Genomic DNA, 22,686 nt, shown 5'->3' with positions numbered 1-22,686 from the left:
GTGATAAATTGGAGTGAAGAAAGCCATGCTCGAAAAAGGTAAAATAAGTACTCGCCAGCTTACCATACTGGTTATGTTCCTTACGATCGGGGATTCCATTCTCGTAATCCCTCCCTCCACTTCACACTACGCCAGACAAAATGCCTGGATTTCCGCATTAATTGGTATGATCGTAGGTTTACTAGCCATCTATATGTACAGCAAGTTCGTAAAGTTGTACCCCAAACTAACGCTTATTGAGGCGATTCAAAAGGCTTTTGGAAAATGGATTGGGACTATTCTATCACTCTTGACCTTAATGTATTTTCTTATCGTCACCGTTGGAAGTATGCGAGAACTCAGTGAGTTCGTTACATCCGAAATATTACCGAGAACCCCTATTCCGGCTGTTTTAATCTTATTCATGGTGATCGTGATTATGGCTACACGACTAGGTATTGAAGTCATAGGACGAGCTGGAGAGATCTTTACACCTATGATTATTATCCTATTTCTGATTCTGACGGTCGCAATTATTCCTCAGATGGAGATTGTCAGATTACTGCCCATATTGGAGGATGGCATAAAACCAGTGTTGAGAGGGTCTATTTCCATTACGGCTTACACCTTTATAGAACCGGTTGTTTTTCTAATGTTTCTCCCTTATGTAAACCAACAACAAAAGATAACCAAAGGCTTACTACAAGGCTGTTTCTTAGGCGGTATTATTATCTTCCTGACGGTTACTATTTCCATATTAGTGCTAGGTCCAGATCTGACAACCAGGGATATCTATCCCAGTTATAACATTGCAAGGCGCATATCCGTTGGTGGTTTCTTCGAGCGGGTGGAAGCCATGATAGCACTACTTTGGATGTTAACCTTGTTTATAGAAGTTACCTTATACTTCTATGCTTTCGTTCTGGGGTTGTCTCAATTATTCAAACTAAAAGAGTACCGGGTGCTAACTCTACCCACAGGATTAATTTTGGTTACACTAGCACCTCTTATTGCGCCAAATTACACCTATTACAACAAAGTATTCGATAATTATTGGGTGTACTATGTTATAACCTTCGGGTTATTTCTACCTTTGGTGTTGTTAGGTGTGGGAATGTTTCGAAGGGCACTGGACAAAGGGTTAAAATCTCGAAGCTAAAGATGGGCTGGGAGACATGAATACCGAAAGATCTAACGGAGGATTAAACCATGAAACGAAGATCGCTTCTGATTTGTGTTCTTATTCTCATGCAAATATTTGTAACAGGTTGCTGGAGCCGCCGAGAATTAAATGATCTTGCGATTGCTGTAGGAATAGGGATCGATAAAATTGGAGATCAATATCAAGTTTCTGCACAAGTGGTCTTACCCAGTCAAATCGCTGGCTCCAAGGGAGGCTCTCCTCAAGCACCCGTCAACCTTTATAAAGCGACAGGAAATACTGTATATGAAGCCCTTAGAAAAATCACAACCGTTAGCCCACGTAAAATTTATATCTCTCATTTACGGATCCTAGTCCTTGGCGAGGATTTGGCTAAAGAGGGAATCAACGATGTTCTTGATTTCATGTCAAGAGACACTGATACGCGAAATGATTATTTTATAGTGGTAGCAAAGGATGCAAAGGCAGAAGATGCGTTGAAAATATTAACCAGTCTTGAAAAGATTCCTGCCGTGCGATTGTTTTCCAGTCTGGAAAGCTCGGAGAAAAATTGGGCACCTACATCTACTGTGACATTAGGAACCCTAATTACAGAACTTGTCAGTAAGGGTAAGAATCCAGTCTTAACAGGTGTTGTCATCGAGGGGAGTGTAGATGTAGGAGAAACTCCGAATAATGTTGAAACGGTAGACTCTCCAACAGAATTGAAATACTCCGGATTGGCCGTATTCAAGGAAGACAAATTGATTGGTTGGCTAAATCCTGAGGAATCAAAAGTGTATAACTATTTAACCAATAAAGTAGAGAGTACTGTTTTCTATATCCAATGTCCCGAAGGTAAAAAGGTTTCGCTTGATGTATTTGAAGCCCGTTCCAAAATGAAAGGCAACATCCATAATGACAAACCAGAAATCAGTATTGAGCAACATATAGAATCAGATATAGGGGAGGTTCAGTGTAGAAATCTTGAACTGACAGACACAAAAACTATCACCGAATTAGAACAAATCGCCAATAAAAAAGTCCAGAATTTATTCAAAACTACTATTAAAAAGGTACAGAATGAATACAAAAGCGATATTTTTGGATTCGGTGAAATCATCCATCGTTCTAACCCGCAGGCGTGGAAGAAACTGCGAAACAATTGGGATAAGACCTTTGTTAACCTTCCAATAAGCGTAAAGATGGATATTAAGATTCGCCTGTTAGGGAAAGTGACTAACTCTTTCCTAGAAGAGACGAAGTGATGAATTGGAGTCACAAAACCATGTATAACATCGCAAGGTGCCCAACTATTAAAATTGAAAGAGTATCGAGTGTTAACCAAATTACACTTATTACAGTGAAATTGCAGTAATGTTCAGAAGAGCACTGAGCAAAGACTTAATATCTCGAAACTAGATGGTTTGGGAGGTTGTGAATATTGGGTATAGTAGTGATTCTCATAGTTGTAGCCGTTATAGCAGCCATTGAAGTTCCCCTGATGTGGAGGAAAAAATTAATCAAGGAGATGTGGGTTTTCTCATTTCTTCTGTTGCTGGGAACCTTCTTCAGTCTTATTAATGCGTTACATATTTCGGTCTCTAACCCATTGGGATGGATGATATTTATCTATAAACCCGTCTCCGATATGGTAAATGCCTGGTTATCCTAAAATGGGACTGAACCATTCCCTTGAGATGGCTTAGTCCCCATGATTAAACGACGTTGCCAAATCAGCAAGTGCCCTAAAGTTTGTTGCTAGCCGTTCACGCGCCAGCCAGTAATAGACTTCCTGACCTCTCTTTTTATGGTCAACAATGCGGGCATCCCGTAGGATTTTGAGATGATGTGAAATCGCTGGCCTGCTTATTTCGAATTCACCTGCAATTTCCCCAACATTCAGCCGACCTTTATTCCCTAATAACGTAACAATCCGAATCCGAGTAGGATCACCAAATGCGGTGAGAAACCGTGTGATGCTGTTGATATCGTTAGGTTTAATCTCTTGCGGTTCTATCTCCCCACCCCGATTCGTAAATAAACTTAAACATACTCACTTGTTGAAACTACAATAAAGACCTTGTAGATTCTCTAACTATTAATTCTGCCGGGAAAATCTGATGCGCATGCTTAACCTTCTTATTGATGAGATCAAAAAGAATCTTAATCGTCGCTTCCGCAATCTCCACTACCGGCTGTTTGATGGTAGTAATAGAAGGATTATAATAGAAGGAAATATCCAATCCGTCATAACCAGCCACAGAGTAATCTTCCGGGACTTGCTTGCCCGCTTCAAATATTGCCTTACAGGCGCCGATAGCCATACTATCTGATAAGGTAAAAATAGCGGTGAACTCTTCACCTAACTCTAGCAATTCTTTTGTAACCGCATACCCATTTTCCATACTGTAACTGTCGATATCCTCTTTCATCCGCCGCACTAGCCGTTCATTATAAGTGATTCCATGATCGGCTAAAGCCTTTTTATAACCTTCATATCTTAACTTACCGATACTTACATCTTCTTCTGGTGCAGTAATGACCGCAATTTTCTCATGCCCCTGATTACATAAATAGTCGACAATTTTATAGCTCTCATTAAAGTCATCGACAGATACAGAAGAATAGTCGCTCAAATCAAACTCTTCCGTCATCCCAATCGTACTAAGGACAAATGGAACCGTTAATTGCTGTAATTTCTCTTGAGAGTGTGAGAATAAACCTCCTAAAAAGACAATTCCCTTCAGCCTTTTTTCTTTCTCCAGCTCAATCGCCACTTCGATCTCATCTTGATTCTCATCAACTCGTTGTAGGATGAAGGAGTATTTCTTGCGTTGAATCTCTTTTTCGAACACTTTGATCATCGGGCTAAAAAATGGATTGGATATCCCTTTAATCAATACTGCAATCGTTTTCGAATCAGAACGTTTTAAATTTCTTGCACTATTGTTCGGGACATAATGATTTTCTTTGATAACCCTCATAACCATCGCTTTTGTTTCTTCATTAATATCCGGATGATTGTTAATAGCCCTTGATACAGTAGTCACGCCAACACCGCATAATTTGGCGATGTCTATAATAGTCAGTCTCTCCATTTCTATCTATCCTTTACTTGTTAGTATCTATCAAACTCCTTAATCCTTATTCAACTTCATAGTCAAAATAAGAAAGCAGGGGATTCCTGATGGTCACCCATCAAGAAAAACACCCTACTCGCTTCTTACATGAATATTAATTTATTTAACGAGGTAGATCAAGCTTAACCCTTAACCGCACCTGCAACGACACCTTCGATGATGTACTTTTGACAAGTCAGGTAGAAAATGATGATTGGCACAATAGCTAAGACCAGCATCGCCATCATAGCTCCCATGTCAATCGATCCGTATCCACCTTTTAGGTACTGGATCGCAATAGGAATCGTTTTATATTCTGTACCAATCAGCAGGTCTGGCAATAGGAAGTCGTTCCATACCCACATTACATTAAGGATAGCTACAGTTACAGCAATAGGCTTCAGGATAGGCAATACCACTTTAAAGAAGGCCTGAGGTGGATTACAGCCATCAATCATTACCGCTTCTTCAACCTCAAGCGGGATAGACTTCACAAATCCGCTAAACATAAACACAGACAGCCCTGATCCAAACCCTAAATAGATTAAGATAATCCCTATCGGATTGTCGAGATGCAGCACGTTTGCGGTCTTAGTCATTGTGAACATAACCATTTGGAAAGGCACGATCATCGAGAATACAAACGCATAATACATCATGCCTGTGAATTTGGACTTCACCCGGGTAATGTACCATGCAGTCATGGAAGTAAATAACACGATCACAGCCACCGAGCATACCGTGATAAACAAGGACATTCCGAAGGCACTGAAGAAATCAATCTTTGCTACACCACTAGTATAGTTCTTTAAACCAACAAATGTAGTCTCATTAGGGAATAAGAACGGCGTATCACTAATGTAGAACTTACCCTTGAAGGAGTTCATCAGAACAATAAAAATAGGAGATAAGAACGCAATGGCCAAGACCAACAAAATGGTGAATATAGAGTAGTCTTTTGCTCTAGTCTTTTGCATTAGTTCTCAACCTCCTTTCTTCTAGTAATGACAAGTTGTATTAAGGCGATTAAGGCTACTAAAGCAAAGAATACGACGGCTTTCGCTTGACCGACACCTTCCCATCCTGATTTTCCGTAGAATGTATTATAGATGTCCAGTGCTAACATGGAGGTCTGCTTAGAAGGAGCACCAGCGGTCAACGCTAAGTTCTGGTCAAACAATTTAAATGAATTAGATAAGGTTAAGAATAAACAAATAGTAATGGACGGCATTACGAGTGGAATAGTCACATTACGCAAAATCTTAGAACGTGAAGCTCCATCAATTCTTGCGGCTTCTACTATATCTTTAGGAACATTCTGAATACCTGCAACATAGATAATCATCATGTACCCTATCAATTGCCAATTCATAAGAACGATTAGTCCCCAAAATCCATACGTTGCATCAGAGGTCAAAGTGACACCAAATTTGTACAAAATCCCATTAAAAATCAACTGCCAGATGTATCCTAATACGATACCGCCTATCAAGTTAGGCATAAAGAAGATCGTTCTAAATACGTTGGTTCCTTTTAGCTTTCTAGTTAATAACATCGCCAAGATGAAGGCGAACACATTAATAGTAAGAACAGATAAAACTGTGAATTTAACGGTGAAACCTAATGCATTTAGAAACTCTTGATTCGAAAAAGCTTTAGCGTAATTGCCAAACCCTATCCATGTTGCATCATTGACTGTAGTAAACTCTGTAAAAGACAAATATATACCCAAAAGAAAAGGGATCACAAAGGCAATTCCAAAGGCTATTATGGTCGGTAATGCAAAAAGAGCAAAATATTTTTTTATCGATTTTTCCATGGAGTCTTCTCCTATCTCAGTATGGAAAATGATGAAACAGATGTAGCAAGATCCACTCCAATTGTTGCTTAGTGCCACTGAATCCCGAGGGAGCCCAGTGGCACTAAGCTTTTATCTGTATGACAACTGAGAGTTATTCAAGCATCTTTCCATGCATTTATTATTTTGCTTTTTCAGCCTTCCAAGTGTCCTTGAAGATGGTTACAACTTCATCCCAAGTTTTGTTTCCTTGAGCGTATTGCAAGAGCGCATCACCAAAGACGTTTTTGAATTCTTCACTTGGGAATGCTGCGAATGTCCAAGCTACAGAAGTAAGATCTTTTTCCATCCAAGCAGATACTTCTTTAGCAAGTGGATCTGCTGGTTTTTCGCTGTCTTCAAAGGTATTGAATGGTGCGATGAAACCTAGATCGTTAGTTACATAAGCTTTACCTTTTTCACTGGAGAACAACCATTCCAGGAAAGCGATAGAAGCTTGTTGGTTCTCAGCAGATACTTTGCTGTTGATTGCGAAATAGTTTTCTGTACCTACAGCCAAACCTTGTTTTTCTTCGCCTTCCATACCTGTGTAGATAGGCAAGAATTTGATTTCTTCAGCTTTAACTACGTTACCGTCAACATCGTTGATTTGTGACCAAGCCCAGTTACCATTTTGAACCATAGCTGCGTTACCAAGTGCAAATTCAGCCATGGAGTCAGCTACGGATTTACTACCCAGCAAGGATTCTTTAGTTACAGAGTTCTTGATGTACAGATCGAAGATGTTTTTAAATTTATCGTTGTATTTGAATTCAACTTCTTTAGAAGCTAGACCCGCAAGAACGGTGTTGTCAAACTCAGTATTGTCTTTGAATTCATAGTACAGCGGCAAGTTTGCAAGGTGAGTCTGCCATCTCCATTGCTCACCAGCAGCGAGGGAAGTGGAGGCGAATACACCTTTAATGCCCAGTTGGTCTTTTTTAGCCGTCATATCTTCTACTACTGCTTTCAAAGTGTCGAAGTTATTGATCTCAGTTGTGGAGGAGATCGATACCGCTTTATCAGCCAAAGCGAAGTATTTCTTCATAATTGCGTCGTTGTAGATAATGCCGTATCCTTCAACTACGTAAGGGATACCATACACGCCTTCACCTTCAGTTACAGCCAAGCTTTTGTCGGACAGATAGCTGTAAAGCTTAGTATCTTTCAAATCCAAGGTGTAATCTTTCCAGGATTGAAAACCAACAGGTCCGTTAATTTGGAAAATAGTTGGCGCTTCAGACTTGGAGATTTCGGATTTCAATTTAGTTTCGTAAGTACCCGCAGCAGCCGTTACGACTTTTACCTTAACTCCTGTTTCTGCTTCGTAATCCTTAGCAATCTTTTCATATATTTCTGCAATCTCAGGTTTGAAGTTCAAGAAATAAACTGACCCTTTTTTACCAGATGTAGCGTTTCCATCATTGGATGCAGAATTATTTTCTTTATTCCCACATCCTGCCGCTAAGACAACAACCATAGACATTACTAACATGAGCCCTAAATATTTTTTGATATTCTTCATTCTTCTTCCCCCTCGTACTTTTTATTAGATTACTTCGCATGAAGACGTTCCGATGCTGTTAGTGAAAATTATGTCAGCGTTTTCATTTGCTTAAGTAATCCCCAGCCTACTTTTTGGTATCCTTCTCGGTATCCTTATCGGTAACGTTTTCAATTGAAATATTAGCACACCATTTTGAACTTTTCAATAGCCAATCTTTTAGAATCATTTTATGGAAAAACTGCCCACGGCAAACCTTGCAAGCGTTATAATAGATTCATCCTTATTCATGAATGGTGAATGCTTAGGACATACTAATGGTTAACGACCCATTAAATAACTATGAATAGGTGATTGCATATTTTATCTCTGATCGAACAGTATGAGCTACAATTCTCCAATAATAATTATTTTGGCGATATCGGGGTAGCTCCCTCTTACTCCATTGTAGAAGGCTCCCTTCCTGTACTTGTCTCAGCTCCACATGCCATTAACCATTTTCGAGAACATGCTGTAAAACCAGCTGACATGTATACAGGCTCCCTTGCCCTCTTGTTACAAAAGCTCACTAATTGCTACTGTATTTATTCAAATAGCTTCTCCAAAGAAGACCCAAATTACATCTTAGGTGGAGAATATAAGGCTGCGCTACGAGCGCTTGTCAAAGAACATCGCATTCAGTTTGTGATCGATCTGCACGGAGCTTCCAAACTTCGAGAGTTTGATATTGACCTAGGGACACTGTACGGAACCTCTATACGAGAGAATAATTTAAATGACGTCATAGGCATCTTTAACAATAATGGTATTACCAATGTTCGACAAAATCATACATTTTCTGCATCCCATCCTGGAACGATTACTTCATATTGCGCTAAGGAATTGTTAGTTCAAAGTATTCAAATTGAAATTAATCGAAATTATCGTAACCCGAATGCGTTTGATTTATTCCAAAAAACCATTCATTCCCTTGAACAAATCATTAAACTATTGGGCGGTGTCTGACATTATTATCGAGCAAACCTTTACTATTCTAGACAAACAAAGCCTTCAACCTCGTGAAGAAATCACAATGAACTCCGAAGAGTTAAAGGAATTAGGTTTAGTCCAGCATATCTTCGTTGATCTTACAGCAGAGAATGGTGTCAAAGCCAGCTGTTTAATTTTATCGGCAGATGAGGTGCCAAGAGGTACAATCCAATTATCCAAGCGGGCAAAGGACAAGCTCGGGGACTGCCTGACTACAGGATTAACAATAACGAAGCCAGAATACGACACAGTTCTTCGGGGAATTCCTAAAGTGGACGAGATTGCCAAACCCTATGTAAAAGCCTGTCCAGCACTCGTCCGTAAATATACGAATCAAGTAGAACTTATCAATCCCAAAAATGGCTTCCGGGTAAACCTAACTTTACGAGAAGATAGCACAGCCAAACCGAATACCCTTTACTTCAACAGATACATTATGTTATTGCTTGAAACCCATTCCGAGGGGCATGACCCATTAATCATTACTCGCGCTAGGACGCGTTCTCAACCCAAGCCAGGCATACATAAACTTATAAATCAACTGATCCAACGGCCCTTAAGTGCATTAGGGAACTTTTTTATTGGCAAAAGAGAGCTCACCCTCAGAGTGGGTCATCCTTACCCTTTTGATGAGCACCAGAATTTATGCAGAATTCATCCGAATGTTAGAAAACTGCTAGGCATGGAAGAAACAGATCAGATCGTGATCTCCTATAATTCTAAACAAATCACCATCCCCATCTTAGACATCGATACGGAGCATATTGCCCAGTCAGTCAAGCTTCATGCGGATAATGAGCAGCTTAAATTTATCGACGGCCACTTATTTATCGGGATCACCGCCTTATCGCGTAACGAGTTAGAAATCCCAAGCATCGGCACATCAGTTACCGTAAAAAGAAGTATGTACTCCTTATTCCTAAAGCACTTAAACAAACTGGTCTTACCTGTTATCGCTTTGTTGTTCACCATAGTACAGCTATATAAGGATTTGAACTGGAGCATCGCTCTGACCATCATCATTTCTCTTGTGTTACTTCCGATTATCATCTACACAACACTATCTGAGGAACGCGCCAAAATTAATTAAATGGAGGGATTTCCGTGGAATTCACTTCACAATCCCAAGTAGAAGATATGATCTACAGCTCTTACCTAAGGGCCATTAACAACATTACAGAGACTTTGGATGAAGAAGTTAGAAAACCGGAGTTAACCAGAGCATTACTGGATGCAGTCGGAAGTCCGGATCGCAATCAAAAATACATACTGGTCACAGGCAGTAAAGGTAAGGGCTCCACCTCTAGATTTATTTCCTCTCTGTTAAGTCACTTGGGATATAAAGTGGGGTTATTCACCTCCCCTCACCTGGTAGATTTCAACGAAAGAATCCGGATCAATGGGCAGGCAATAGCCACAGAAGATTTTGTACGATTAGGTAATGTAATTCGCGGGGGCTTCCACCAGATCGAAGAGCAGCTTGCTGCTGATGAATATCAAGGTCCGGTTGGGGTTGCTTTGGCTATTGCGGCTTTGTACTTTAAGGAGAAGGGTACAGATATCAATGTGATTGAATGCGGTAGAGGAGGAAGGTTTGATGACACCAATGTCCTGAGCAATGACTGGGCTGTCATTACCCCGATTATGGAAGAGCATGTAGCCCATTTGGGACCTGATCTGAACAGCATTACACTGCACAAGCTGGGGATTGTCAAAAACAACACAACAAACGTCTATGTTAGCAAACAGAAATCCGACGTTCTTGCGATCATGAAGGACAACCTCTCCTCCAACCCTGTGCAATATTATGAAGAACAGTTTTTAGCTGAATCTATCACAACCACTTCTGTCGGAACTACTTTTGATGTCCGGACGAAGCCAGCCGTTTATCCAGCCTTGACCCTTCCGCTATTGGGACAGTTTCAAGCGGTCAATGCTGCCAGCGCAGTCGCACTTTGTGAAGAGATTACAGGGGGACCCCTTGATCAGGAGATCGTACATCACTGTTTTGAACAATTACAATGGCCGGGACGTTGTGAAGTTATCTGTCATGACCCACTGACGATTATTGACGGAGCTATTCATAGAGATTCTGCAAGCTATCTGGCTGAACTTATTCAATTAGTGAATCCTGAGCGCAGCCGTACCGTCACATCCATCATCGGTGTCCCTAAGGATAAAGATTACACAGGGGTCATCGAAGTCATGAGTACAGTCTCGGATCAACTAATCGTAACCAAACCCGATATAAGCCATCTAATTTTCCCTACGGATGCTCCGCTTATCGCTAAAAGTTTTCTCGAAAAAAGTTCCGAATTCCCTTATTTAGAGGACGCTCTCACGTATGTTAAAGAACAATCACCTTCCGAGATTATTGTAATCGTGGGTACGCAAACTCTAATCGGAAATGCCAAAAGATTATTCGGGCAATCGCTGCTGAATATCGGCTTATAACTGATTCATACGCTGAAGAATAACTTCCTTGTAAAGGTCTGAGAGGCCAGGTACTTCACTTGGATTTTGCTTGCAATATTCATCTAACATTACCTTATGATTGACTTCGATCACCAACAAGCCTTGATTTGTCTCTAAGATATCTACTGAGCAGAAATCAAGGCCCAGCGCTTTAGAGGTCCGGGAGGCAAGCTCCGCCAGCGCCTCTTGTTTGACCTGATCTTTCACCTCAATCGTAACAGCTCCGTTAATCAAATTGTGCTTCCACGAACGAACTCTTTTTTTGCCAAGGAATACACGCGCCTGATGATTAAAAGTTACAATTCTATACTCAATCTCCGCTTCATAATAAGGACCTATTGCCCCATTAAGCTGTAAAGAAAATAATAAATCCAGCTTTTCATGCAGATCGGCTATCTCATTGATTTTGTACACATGATTGCCCTGCGCCCCGTTATCCTGCTTCATAACTACCTCCCCATTGCACGCTTGGAAATAACGCTCAGCCAATGGATAAGGATTCAAATTGCTAAATTTGGAGTCTGGATGCGGCAAATAAATATGTTCTACGGCTGGGATATTCGCCTTATGCAAAACATCATAAGTTAGAGATTTACTCATGGCAATGATCGTAGAAGCACTGTTGTTTAGTCCGATCTCAGCGTCTACCATCACAAATGATTTCACTCCATCTGTCGCTCTATATACGAAATTCGGTGTAATTTCCTCAAAGCTAATCCCTGAGGCTGTAACAGAATGCTGGATCATTTTTAAGTAAGGTCTAGTCGTCATTCAGTTTCCTCATTTCTAACAAAATATGACCAAACCTAATCATAGCATGAGGAATATTAATAAAAAATAATAAAATTGCGTTATAATAGTTAACACAATAATCTCCCGAATCTTATTTCAGGTCCCTTTTTCACAAAAATGACAGACTGTATGTTACGTTTAATGACTGACAGCGCTTTTATAGTTAAAATAAGTGTTGATTATTTAGTGATCATCCTCTATGATAAGCTTATTAAAGCGAATCAAAAAGTTAAAGCGGTTAAACTTTAATCTCTAGGTACCTAGTATTATTGCTAATTAATAGTGTTAGTATGATCAAAAGTTAAAGCGCTTATACTTTTAAAACGAGAGGTTGGTGTGTCATGATCAATCGCGAGAACAGGCGGCAGACGTTCTACATGTATCTGTTCATTTCTCCTTGGATTATCGGCTTCCTAGTATTCGCCCTTTATCCTATCTTATCATCGCTTTACTTCAGCTTTACTGATTATGACATCATACACCCACCTAAATTTATCGGGATCGCTAACTACACAGAGATGTTTCACAATGACCTGTTCTGGAAATCGGTGGTTGTCACGCTGAGATATACCTTCATCGGTGTACCTATCCAGCTTGCGCTCGGTCTTGGCTTTGCACTATTGCTTCACCAGACCATTCCTCTGCGCGGCTTTTTCAGAACAGCAATGTATTTTCCAAGCATGGTATCCGGCGTGGCCATGTCCCTGCTGTGGTACTGGATCTTCAACCCGCAGATCGGGCTCTTCAATTACATCCTTTCCTGGTTCGGCATTCATGGACCGGCTTGGCTGATGAACCCAGACACTGCACTATATGCCTTGATCATCATGACTTTCTGGACAGCAGGCTCAGGAATGATTTTATTCCTCGCAGGTCTGCAAGGCGTACCGGCTAGCTTGATCGAAGCCGCTAACCTTGACGGTGCCGGGCGCTTCAGAATCTTCCTGAACATTACCTTACCGATGATCTCTCCCGTGCTGCTCTTCCAACTGATTATGGGACTGATTGATTCCTTCCAAGTCTTTACCCAAGCTTTTGTCATGACTCAAGGGGGGCCGAATTACTCTACCTGGTTCTATGTCTATAATCTCTACACCAGCGCTTTCAAAGAATATCGTGCCGGTTATTCCTCAGCCTTGGCATGGGTGCTCCTTATCGTAGTTATGCTCTGCACCGCACTAATTATGAAATTGTCTAACCGTTATGTTCACTATGAAGGAGGCGGACGCAAATGAGTACAGTCAGAGCGCTAAGCCCCCGGACTAAAGGAACCAAACGCCGCCGGAAAGCGGAGCCTGTTAAGATTTTCAGCTTTATTACTCTAGTAGTTACAACATTTCTGATGCTGCTTCCTTTGTTCTTCATGGTCTCCACTTCACTTAAGTCCAAACGCGAGATGCTGAAGTTCCCACCCACCTTTCTTCCGGAGAGCTGGCAGTGGAGCAATTACACAGAAATATTTGATACCCTGCAGTTCGGTACACTTTATAAAAACAGTCTGATTATCGCCGGCTTTAGTGTTGTGGGAACCTTGATTTCTTCGGCGCTGGTTGCCTATGGATTCGCCAGATTCAGAGGTACAGGTAATCAGGTGTGGTTCATCCTGCTGCTGAGCACCATGATGTTACCCTATCCGGCCATTATGATTCCGCAATTTGTACTCTTTTCGCAAATGAACTGGATAGATACCTTTTTACCCCTGATCGTGCCTGCTTTCTTCGGCTCAGCCTATAATATTTTTCTGCTGCGCCAATTCTTCTCCACATTGCCTGAAGAGCTGTTTGATGCCGGACGCATTGATGGCTGTGGTGAAATACGGATGTGGGCTACCATAGCAATCCCACTCTCCAAACCTGCACTTGCAACCGTAGCTATCTTTGCTTTTATCTACAACTGGAATGATCTGCTTACGCCAGTGCTTTACTTAAGCTCATCAGATAAGTTCACGCTACCCGTCGGGATGGCTTCTCTTACCTCATCGAGGTTCCGCATTCCACCTTGGCATCTGCTAATGGTTGCTTCGGTTCTAGCTATGGTCCCAATCGTTACGCTGTTTGCTGTAGCCCAGAAACAGTTCGTCGAAGGGATTGTACTTACAGGGATTAAGTAATAATCCGCCATCCGGCGGCCAAATATACTTGAAATCATGGAGGGTTTAGCTAATGAACAAGAACAGGAAAAGTATTGCGCTTTTACTTGCAGCTACCATGCTCGTTGTTCTAGCCTTATCAGGCTGTAGCGGCGGCAAATCGGCGGGTAACGCCCTATCTGAAGGAAACGGTGGCTCTACTAATTCTGGAGGCAAAGCAGAAACGGTAACGATTACCCATTACACAATAGATTCAGAAGACCGCACATTTGTCGAAAAATTAATCCCTGATTTCGAGAAGCAGCATCCGAATATTAAAGTGAAAGTGGAAAAAGCGCCCTATGAGCAGTTCGACAGCAAGCTGCAAACGCTAATTGCCGGCGGCAAATCGCCCGACGTGACAAGTCACTGGGGGTATGGAGGTTTCGCAGAATACTACAATAAGGGTATGTTGTTCGATATGACCGACCTTATGAAAGAGGATGGTTTCAAGGCAGAGGATTATAGTATCCCAGAGAATCTAATGGGTATCTACAAGGTTAAAGATCACACTTACGGCATCCCGGTCAATATGTATGTCACCTTAATGCTCTATAACAAAGACATGTTTGATGCTGCCAAACTGACTTATCCAACAAGCGATTATGAAGATAAGAGCTGGACGTTTGAAAAAATGGTCGACGAAGCTAAACAAATGACGCTTGTATCCGATGATATCGCCAAAACTCAATATGGCGTAGACTTCACTTGGTCCGAACGCGATATGCGGCCGTTATATTTTGGAGCGGAGCCTTACTCAGAAGATACATGGACTAATGGCGGCGTGCCTTCCGAGACTTATTTTGACTCCCCTGAAGTGATCGCTGCCTACAACAAGCTTTTTGATCTTGTCTTTAAGGATAAAGTCTCTCCTTCTTCCGAATGGAGCAAAAGTGTAGCTGGACAGAACGGCGATCCCTTTGTTGCTGGTAAAATCGGCATGTCTATCGGAGGCTCATGGAACCTTGCAGGTGCAAATGACTTCCCCTTCAAAATTGGCGTAGCCGCTGTACCATGGGGAGGAAACGAAAAGGTACGCAGCACCCTTTATGTCGATCCGCTGCTGATCTTGAAGGACTCCAAACATCCGAAGGAAGCTTTTGAATGGATCAAATACCTGATCACAAGCGAAGTGCAAGAGAAATCCATTGAGCTTAGTGGCGGTAACCCACCAGTCAACACCGAAGCTGCAGAAGCTTACTATAAACATTTTGAAGGTATCGATCCACAGGATATCAAAAATGTCTACGAGGGTGCTGTTAACTACGGCTTCGAATCCTATAACCACTTAATCACCAACTACTCGCAAATTAATGACATGTTCATTAATGAATTGCAGCCAGTAGAAACTGGACATAAGACGGTTGAAGAGGTGATGGCGACGATTCAGAAGAAGGTTACAGAGATCATTCAGCGATAACTGTTTGGCAGGTATACCGCCCCCTTTAGGGACGGTATACCTGCGTGAAATCATACGTTTAGCGGACAGTCTGCCAACCCTGTATACTGAAAGTAGAAAACAGGATCGGAAAATCTGCCGTGAGGAGAATTAAAGATGAAAGTTAGTATTTTTGATGTAGCCAAAAAATCCGGATTATCCGTTGTAACCGTATCCCGGGTGTTAAATGGGGCCGAATCGGTACGCGAGAATAATCGCCAAAAGGTGCTGGAGGCAATTAAAGAGCTGGATTACCGCCCTAATGCTGCGGCACGCAGTCTGGCAAGCGGTAAGACGGGAATTATCGGCATTATTGTCACTACCCTGCAAGATTCCTTTTTTGACGCAGTGGTCAAAGAGCTGAATGAAATATTAGCAATGCATGGTTATTTTTTAGCCATATCCATCTCAACAGGCATCGAATCGGATGATAGCCATTATTTAATTCAGGAGGATCGTGTAGACGGTTTAATTCTGCTTTCTCCGATGGAAGAGGATAATTATATTGTGGAGTTAAAACGGCGGGGTATTCCTTATGTGCTGATAGATAATCAGAAGCCCGAAAATGATACCTACTCCATCACGATCGACAACTTCAAGGGGGGATACGCAGCTACGCGTCATCTGCTGGAGCTGGGACACACTTCAATCGCTCATCTCTGCGGTCAGGAAATGTTCCGGAGTACGCGGGAGCGGCGCAGTGGATTTCTACAGGCGCTTCAGGAACAAGGGCTGGACCCCTTTGAGATCGTGCCTGGTGATTTCGATATTGGGATGGGATACGATACCTGCAAACGTTGGCTGAAGGAAGGAAAGCTGCCCACCGCCGTCTTCGCCGGGGATGACAATATCGCACTTGGAGTCATCAATGCCCTGATGGAAGCGGGCATTCAGGTACCCGAAGAGGTGGCAGTGGTCGGCTATGACGATCATTATATTGCTTCACAGCTTCATCCACATCTGACAACAATACGTCAGCCTGCAGACAAAATCGGGCTGGCAGCCGCGGATATGCTGCTCAAACGCATCTCCGGAAAGATGAAACGTGGAGCCGGGATGCGGATTGATCCTGAACTTATCGTACGTGAATCTACCGGAGCTGAGTAGATTAAATTTATACACTAGGAGTGACGACCATTGACTTACTACTTGGGGATCGATGGGGGAGGCACGAAAACCTACGCTCTGCTAAGCGATGAACATGGCAATGTTCTTGGCAAAGGCAAGAGTGGTAACGGCAACCACCAGACAGGCGCCCTTGAGGCCGCCAACAGTATTCAAGAGGCCACATTCGGGGCGCTGGCTGAAGCCGGACTCCGGTTGGAAGACATCCAGCATACCTATCTCGGACTTGCCGGTGCTGATCGCGAGGCCGACTATGCTATTCTCCATCCGATGATACGCCAGATAGGATTCACCAAATACACCATTAACTGTGACACTATGATCGGTCTACGCGCCGGAACGAATCGCCCATATGGTGTCGCGCTCATCTGCGGCACCGGCACCAATTCAGCAGGCAGAAACCTGCAGGGAGAGCATTATCAATGCGGCGGCTTTGACTATATGTACGGTGATTTTGGCGGGGGTGGCGCACTCAATATTGAGGTGTTTCGTTCCGTTATCCGAGCTTGGGACGGCCGGGAACAGCCCACCCTATTAACAGGCTTACTGCTAAAAATGTTAGGTTATGAGGAAGTTGGGCATATGTTTCACGATTTCCTTGATCATTGGAAAAAAGTCCCCGTAAATGTTGCTCGCCTGCTCTTTGAAGCAGCAGCTGAAGGAGATGCCGTAGCGCTGGAGATTTTACATCGGCAAGGGGTTGAACTAGGTAAGTCTGCGGCAGCTATCATTCACAAGCTAGGCATGGAGCAGGAGGCCTTCGATGTGGTGCTGGCAGGAAGTCTGCTAACCCGAGGGGATCGCGGTTGGATTCGCCAGCCTATCGAGAAAGCTGTACACGCTGCAGCCCCTCAGGCAACCGTGGTTACCCTTGCCACAGAGCCTGTAGTCGGTGCAGTATGGTCAGCTATGGATCAAGATGGGTTGACCATTAGTAGTGAAGTATATGAGAAAATGCGGAAATTTCAGGATTATGAATCGATCAAACAAACTACAAGACAGGAGTGATTAATCTTGGCAGTAAACCAAGGATTAAAGATTGCAGTTATCGGTGGAGGTTCTTCGTATACCCCAGAATTAGTAGAGGGATTCATTCTTCACTATAAAGAACTTCCCGTGCGCGAATTATGGCTTGTAGATATTGAGCCTGGTCTTCGCAAGCTGAATATTGTAGGTAACTTGGCAAAACGTATGGTGGAGAAATCCGGCCTTCCGATTGAGGTTCATCTGACAACAGACCGCCGTAAAGCGATCGAAGGCGCCGACTTCGTCAGCACTCAGATGCGTGTCGGCATGCTTGATGCCCGTGCTCGTGATGAGTCGATTCCGCTCAAATATGGCGTTATTGGCCAAGAAACAACAGGTCCTGGGGGAATGATGAAAGCACTGCGCACCATCCCTGTTATTCTGGATGTATGCCATGATATCGAGGAACTGGCTCCCAACGCATGGCTGCTCAATTTCACTAACCCTGCTGGGATGGTCACCGAAGCCGTTCTGAAATATTCTAAGGTAAAAAGTATTGGCCTGTGCAACGCACCTATCGGCCTGATCAAGCAAGTCTCTGCCAAATATAATGTAGCAGCAGACCGTGTATATGCCGAATTTGTGGGCCTCAACCACTTGCACTGGATTACTCGTATCGATGTTGAAGGTGAAGACAAGCTGGATGATATGCTTGCAGATACAACCAGCTACAGCGCTAAGAACGTACCGGCAAGAGAATGGAACCCGGAATTCCTGCAATCCCTTCATGCACTGCCCTCATACTATTTAAAATATTTCTATATGACCGATGCCATGCTCGAAGAGCAGATGGACTCCCATAAGCAAGGCATTAACCGTGCTGAAGTCGTCAAACGTGTAGAAGAAGAGCTCTTCGAGCTTTATGGCAATCTAGAGCTAAGCGAGAAGCCGAAGCAGCTGGAACAGCGCGGCGGTGCTTTTTACTCAGAAGCAGCTGTTAATCTCATGAGATCGCTTCATAACGGATCAAACGACATTCAGACCCTAAATGTCGCTAACCATGGCATATTGGACTTCCTGCCAGATGACGCCAGCATTGAAGTGAACTGCGTGGTCACCAAAAACGGCCCGCTACCTCTGCCACTGACCAAAATTCCAACCATGGCTAAAGGACTCATTCATGCTGTCAAAACCTATGAACAGCTGGCGATTGACGCCGCTGTCACCGGAGACCGCGCCCTTGCCCTTCAGGCGCTCGCACATCACCCGCTTGTTCCGTCCGTGGACGTAGCGATTCGGATGCTGGACGAAATGCTGGAAGCTAATAAAGAGTTCCTGCCGAACTTTTTTGCGAATTAATTCATACCTCCTATCGAGAAATAACTAAAGGAGACCGAACCCGGTCTCTTTTTTTGCGCTTGTTGCTGATACTCGCTACCGAAGCAAAAATGAATAAAGCATCTTGGTAATTTGCACTTAGCGAATTCGCTATCGGACACAGCTGACCTTAAAAGCGGCTTTTTCACATTTTTAGAGTGCTAGCGGACCCCATAGCCGTTATTAGCATGAAAACCACCCAATATAACCCCTTTCGAATTGAATAGCGGCGCTGGTGTCCGAAAACCTGCTTCAAAGGCTAAAAACTAGCAAATAACGTTATCTGGGTCCGCATGACTCGGCCGAAGATTGCACAGAAAATGTGTTCGGATATTTATAGAAGAACCAGAGATTACTGCGAGTTGTACCGATAATGAGATCTGCTGTCCATCAATTCACTGCTGCCAGATTTGTCAACGACCCACAACGCCAAAAAACGATCCCTGTTACTGGAGGAACGCTTTTTTATTTCTACTCCAATGGACTCCCAGCATTTCCACCATTATTATCCACTCATTTATTGCTGCGCTCTCAGCGTATTTCTTGCATTACCTGTTCAATGCCAGAGCGAATATCGGGTTCTTTTACACTGGATACATTGAGCTTTAGAATCTTCTCTTTATTAAAAGAGGGCAGATACCCGCTGTCCGCCATTTCGATGCGAATGAACTTTTTTTGCAGACGTTTGATCATCTGTTCTGTCTTTATGCTGTCACTAAGCTTCAGATACGTATGCACACCAAGCTGGCCGGTTGGATGGTAGGAATAATGTTGTGCTGTCGCTGTATCTAACTCTCTCATAATCGATTCATGGAGCAGCGTGGATCTTTTTTCGTAGCAGGAACGCATCTTTTTTCGGTGGCGCTCGAACATTCCGCTTTTCAGATACAACTCCAGGGCAGCCTGAGACAGCATAGAGCTATCTATATCCATCAGTCTTTTGAATCGGTTAAAAGAGTCACACAGGACCGCTGGCAGTACAGCGACACCGACACGTAGACCCGGAAATATAATTTTGGAAAAGCTTTTTAAATAGATCACATGGGAAGCATCGTCATAAGCGTAGATCGGATCCTCTTTTGCATCCTGCTCCAAGTCCGCCATGTAGTCATCTTCAACGATATACACATCGTATTTAGCTGCTAGCTGAGCAATCGCCTTCTTCTGGGTACGGGTATAGGAGACGCCGAGCGGATTATGAAATCGCGGGACGGTATAAAAGAACTTGAACTGGCCTGTCTTAAATAACCGCTCTAATTCATTCAAGTCCACCCCAGCATCCGAACGCTTTATCCCCTCTGTCTCAATGCCATACGTCTTCAGATATTCCATAAAAAGCGGATAACCCGGCTGCTCAATTAGCACTCGCTGCCTGCCATTCGGAAAAGGAATTCGGGTCAATACGCCAAGCGCCTGCTGCACACCTGAGGTAATAAAAATCTGATCCGGATTGGCAAATACCTGATAAGAAGCCAGATGCCGCTGCATTTCACGAATAAGAGAAGGAAGCCCCTGCGGCGTTCCATAGATGAACAAGTCATTGCGGTACATATCAATCGCTTTATTAATACAATGTTGGAAATCCAGATACGGAAAAATATCCGGGTCGGGTGCAGACACCGTAAAATCGATCCAATGTGCACCTTCGTCTTTTCGCTGTCCGCTTCGTTTCATGACATAATAACCACTTTTTGAGGCGGCATAGATTAAATGTTTGTCCTGAAGATCCTGCAACGCGCGAATAACCGTACTTTTACTACATCCATAACGTAAGGACAACTCCCGGATAGACGGTAATTTATCTCCCTCACGATACGCATCCTCGGCAATTTGCGCTTCCAGCTCGTTGATTAACTCCGAATACTTATACATCCCTTTCACCTTCCTCCAAGCTTATTCTGTACCGGTACAGATGAATAATAATTACATTGTAGCACAGCTACTCTAGCCTTAGAATAAAGAGCAGAACAGGACCGGTACCTAAATGCGCGCAACACTTTGGAGGTCTTTACTAATGAATACATCTTCTACTCAAAAAGCGATAGCAGCAGCTGTCATGAATGCTATTATCGTCGGGTTTTCCTTTATATTTGTAAAAATGGCCCTAACCGTCTCGGATCCTTTTGATACGCTAGCTCATCGCTTCACGTTATCTTTCCTTGCCGCTTCTTTATTTACTTTTCCAGGGTGGAGGCGGGTGAAGTTTGGAATATCCAAGGCCGCAGTGATAATCCCACTGGCTTTAATGTATCCAGCGTTATATTTCACCCTTCAGGCGTATGGACTTTTGTATACAACTTCCGCTGTAGCGGGTATTATTCAGGCGACAATGCCCATCTTCACCATCCTTTTGGCGGCGATGTTCTTGAAGGAAACCACGAGCAGCTTCCAAAAGATCTCTACATTAATCTCAGTTGCAGGCATTATTCTTATCTTTGCCATTCCAGGTTTGAGTATCTCTTCTTCTAGTCTTTGGGGCGTCTTACTTATCCTAATCTCAGCTTTATCCCTTGCCGGTTATAATGTTGCAGCTCGAAAGCTGACACGTACTTGGAGTCCCAAAGAACTTACCTATATGATTACTTTGTTCGGATTTATATTTTTTAATGGACTGTCGATCATTAAGCATGGTTCGGCAGGAACCTTGGATCAGTATTTCACACCTTTTCAAGAGCCCAAATTTATATTCTCCATGCTCTATCTCGGCGTACTCTCCTCCCTCGTTACCTCCTTCCTCTCCAACTATGCTTTATCACGGATGGAAGCCTCACGCGTGAGCATTTTCGGCAGTCTTTCAACAGTTGTCTCTATTCTCGGTGGTGTACTTCTGCTGAATGAGCAACTGGAATGGTACCATTGGACCGGTACAGTGATGATCATCGCCGGGGTGATCGGTGTGAACTGGCGGAAGCAAGTAAGGGCCAAAGGCAAAGCGTGAAGATTGATATGCATACAAAAAAGACACCCCGCGAGGTGTCTTTTATCTTTACCCTTTTCAGTATCTCTATTCTGTAGCAAGCCTCGCTAATCGCCGTTATTTGGCTGTTTCAAGCTCCTTGATCTTCTCTTTATATTGATCCAACAGATTAGCTAAAGCTTCCTTGATCACAGTCGCATCTTTGGATTTAGCGGCACTATTCAGATCATCTTGGGCTTTGAAAAAAGCTTTATCCGCGTCGCTAAGATCTGGAATGGAAATAGCAATTGAAGTCGCGTCTACAGCTTTCATTGAAGTAGTGATATTGCTATCTACCTGCATATCATCGACTACAGGTACTACTTCAAGGTTACGACCAGCTTCAATATATCCTGCAGGTAGAGCTTCGGTGGATAGTATTTCTTTAGATAATTGAACTCCCTCCACCAGTTCCGCAGGCACAAGCTCGGCAAGTGCGGTTACACTAAATCCAGCAACCTTATAATACTGATCCAAGGTGTTCTTCCAATCTTCTTGGGTATTAGGTGCGTAGGTCCTAGCCAACTCTAGGGGATCTACCCAATCAATAGTGGTTACTTTAGTGGCAATTGTTCCTTTAGAGGCAGCAGTAACCACGGCTGCAGCCGTTGTTTTCGTGTTTCCGTCTTGCGCTCCACTTGCTGCGTTCGTTGCAGACGGTGCAGCAACGGCGGACACTAGCAGGGCGGACAGCGCTAACTTTTTAAATAACATCTGTTGATTCATAAATACAACACTCCTCGTCGATTCGAATGATCTTACAAGACCAAGCTTACATAATGGGTGTGGCAGAACATTGGTTAATTTGTGGAAAAAC

At 43.1% G+C, this 22,686-nt stretch carries 20 protein-coding genes; 13 read left to right on the top strand and 7 right to left on the bottom strand.

Annotation, left to right across the window (positions count from 1 at the left end; translation table 11 throughout):
- The first annotated feature begins 13 nt into the window (after positions 1-13).
- The 3 genes from MKY54_RS01275 to MKY54_RS01265 all read left to right on the top strand — a co-directional run bounded on the left by MKY54_RS01275 (position 14) and on the right by MKY54_RS01265 (position 2,795).
- On the top strand, positions 14-1,138 hold the full coding sequence (locus tag MKY54_RS01275) for an endospore germination permease (protein WP_339189153.1): 1,125 nt from the start codon (positions 14-16) through the stop codon (positions 1,136-1,138).
- A 50-nt stretch (positions 1,139-1,188) separates the two neighbouring features.
- Positions 1,189-2,388: a Ger(x)C family spore germination protein gene (locus tag MKY54_RS01270; protein ID WP_339189151.1), complete on the top strand. Its 1,200-nt coding sequence runs from the start codon at positions 1,189-1,191 to the stop codon at positions 2,386-2,388.
- 176 nt (positions 2,389-2,564) lie between these two features.
- Positions 2,565-2,795: a hypothetical protein gene (locus MKY54_RS01265; protein ID WP_254847760.1), complete on the top strand. Its 231-nt coding sequence runs from the start codon at positions 2,565-2,567 to the stop codon at positions 2,793-2,795.
- A 394-nt stretch (positions 2,796-3,189) separates the two neighbouring features.
- Here the strand turns inward: MKY54_RS01265 and MKY54_RS01260 are convergent, their stop codons facing one another.
- From MKY54_RS01260 to MKY54_RS01245, 4 genes are all read right to left on the bottom strand, one after another.
- Entirely contained in the window at positions 3,190-4,221 is a 1,032-nt protein-coding gene (locus MKY54_RS01260) for a LacI family DNA-binding transcriptional regulator (protein ID WP_248549181.1), read from the bottom strand.
- Positions 4,222-4,385: 164 nt separating this feature from the next.
- Positions 4,386-5,219, bottom strand: a complete 834-nt coding sequence (locus MKY54_RS01255) for a carbohydrate ABC transporter permease (RefSeq protein ID WP_036687243.1) — start codon at positions 5,217-5,219, stop codon at positions 4,386-4,388.
- Complete coding sequence (locus tag MKY54_RS01250) at positions 5,219-6,061, bottom strand: sugar ABC transporter permease (protein WP_036687240.1); 843 nt, start codon at positions 6,059-6,061, stop codon at positions 5,219-5,221. The genes MKY54_RS01255 and MKY54_RS01250 overlap by 1 nt, the downstream gene beginning before the upstream one ends.
- Positions 6,062-6,221: 160 nt before the next feature.
- Positions 6,222-7,604, bottom strand: a complete 1,383-nt coding sequence (locus MKY54_RS01245) for an ABC transporter substrate-binding protein (protein ID WP_076126963.1) — start codon at positions 7,602-7,604, stop codon at positions 6,222-6,224.
- A 333-nt stretch (positions 7,605-7,937) separates the two neighbouring features.
- Here MKY54_RS01245 and MKY54_RS01240 point away from each other — a divergent pair, with 333 nt between their 5' ends.
- The 3 genes from MKY54_RS01240 to MKY54_RS01230 are packed head-to-tail and all read left to right on the top strand — an operon-like array spanning position 7,938 to position 11,066.
- Positions 7,938-8,588 carry an N-formylglutamate amidohydrolase gene (locus MKY54_RS01240; protein ID WP_076126962.1) on the top strand — a complete coding sequence of 217 codons (651 nt, stop codon included), beginning with the start codon at positions 7,938-7,940 and terminating at the stop codon, positions 8,586-8,588.
- Positions 8,554-9,702, top strand: a complete 1,149-nt coding sequence (locus MKY54_RS01235) for a hypothetical protein (protein ID WP_143766502.1) — start codon at positions 8,554-8,556, stop codon at positions 9,700-9,702. The genes MKY54_RS01240 and MKY54_RS01235 overlap by 35 nt, the downstream gene beginning before the upstream one ends.
- A 14-nt stretch (positions 9,703-9,716) precedes the next feature.
- Positions 9,717-11,066, top strand: a complete 1,350-nt coding sequence (locus tag MKY54_RS01230) for a Mur ligase family protein (RefSeq protein WP_339189150.1) — start codon at positions 9,717-9,719, stop codon at positions 11,064-11,066.
- On the opposite strand, the gene MKY54_RS01225 is transcribed toward MKY54_RS01230, so the two are convergent.
- The gene (locus MKY54_RS01225) at positions 11,061-11,858 is read right to left on the bottom strand and encodes a hypothetical protein (RefSeq protein WP_339170782.1); all 798 of its coding nucleotides are present in this window, start codon (positions 11,856-11,858) and stop codon (positions 11,061-11,063) included. The two genes, MKY54_RS01230 and MKY54_RS01225, sit on opposite strands and share 6 nt — an antisense overlap.
- 362 nt (positions 11,859-12,220) lie before the next feature.
- Here MKY54_RS01225 and MKY54_RS01220 point away from each other — a divergent pair, with 362 nt between their 5' ends.
- The 6 genes from MKY54_RS01220 (at position 12,221) to MKY54_RS01195 (ending at position 18,895) form a co-directional block, all read left to right on the top strand.
- Positions 12,221-13,114 (top strand): sugar ABC transporter permease, encoded by an 894-nt coding sequence (locus tag MKY54_RS01220; protein WP_339189148.1) that lies wholly within the window; start codon positions 12,221-12,223, stop codon positions 13,112-13,114.
- On the top strand, positions 13,111-13,989 hold the full coding sequence (locus tag MKY54_RS01215; RefSeq protein ID WP_038568194.1) for a carbohydrate ABC transporter permease: 879 nt from the start codon (positions 13,111-13,113) through the stop codon (positions 13,987-13,989). The genes MKY54_RS01220 and MKY54_RS01215 overlap by 4 nt, the downstream gene beginning before the upstream one ends.
- Positions 13,990-14,041: 52 nt before the next feature.
- Positions 14,042-15,427 (top strand): sugar ABC transporter substrate-binding protein, encoded by a 1,386-nt coding sequence (locus tag MKY54_RS01210; RefSeq protein ID WP_076192581.1) that lies wholly within the window; start codon positions 14,042-14,044, stop codon positions 15,425-15,427.
- A gap of 135 nt (positions 15,428-15,562) precedes the next feature.
- A complete protein-coding gene (locus tag MKY54_RS01205) occupies positions 15,563-16,552 on the top strand; it encodes a LacI family DNA-binding transcriptional regulator (protein WP_076135400.1) in 990 nt (329 codons plus the stop codon).
- Between the two features lie 30 nt (positions 16,553-16,582).
- Entirely contained in the window at positions 16,583-17,578 is a 996-nt protein-coding gene (locus MKY54_RS01200) for a BadF/BadG/BcrA/BcrD ATPase family protein (protein ID WP_076303198.1), read from the top strand.
- Between the two features lie 6 nt (positions 17,579-17,584).
- Entirely contained in the window at positions 17,585-18,895 is a 1,311-nt protein-coding gene (locus MKY54_RS01195; RefSeq protein ID WP_339189145.1) for a 6-phospho-beta-glucosidase, read from the top strand.
- 549 nt (positions 18,896-19,444) lie between these two features.
- On the opposite strand, the gene MKY54_RS01190 is transcribed toward MKY54_RS01195, so the two are convergent.
- Positions 19,445-20,785, bottom strand: coding sequence for a PLP-dependent aminotransferase family protein (locus MKY54_RS01190; RefSeq protein WP_339189142.1), 1,341 nt, complete (start codon positions 20,783-20,785; stop codon positions 19,445-19,447).
- Between the two features lie 142 nt (positions 20,786-20,927).
- On the opposite strand from MKY54_RS01190, the gene MKY54_RS01185 reads away from it, so the two are divergent.
- On the top strand, positions 20,928-21,851 hold the full coding sequence (locus tag MKY54_RS01185; protein ID WP_339189141.1) for a DMT family transporter: 924 nt from the start codon (positions 20,928-20,930) through the stop codon (positions 21,849-21,851).
- Positions 21,852-21,947: 96 nt separating this feature from the next.
- Here MKY54_RS01185 and MKY54_RS01180 read toward each other — a convergent pair whose 3' ends face one another.
- Entirely contained in the window at positions 21,948-22,595 is a 648-nt protein-coding gene (locus MKY54_RS01180) for a hypothetical protein (protein ID WP_339189139.1), read from the bottom strand.
- Between the last annotated feature and the right edge of the window lie 91 nt (positions 22,596-22,686).

This window comes from Paenibacillus sp. FSL P2-0121 (assembly GCF_037975345.1).
In the GTDB taxonomy this organism is placed as follows: domain Bacteria; phylum Bacillota; class Bacilli; order Paenibacillales; family Paenibacillaceae; genus Paenibacillus_AQ; species Paenibacillus_AQ odorifer.
This window is presented reverse-complemented; position numbering and strand designations above follow the sequence as displayed.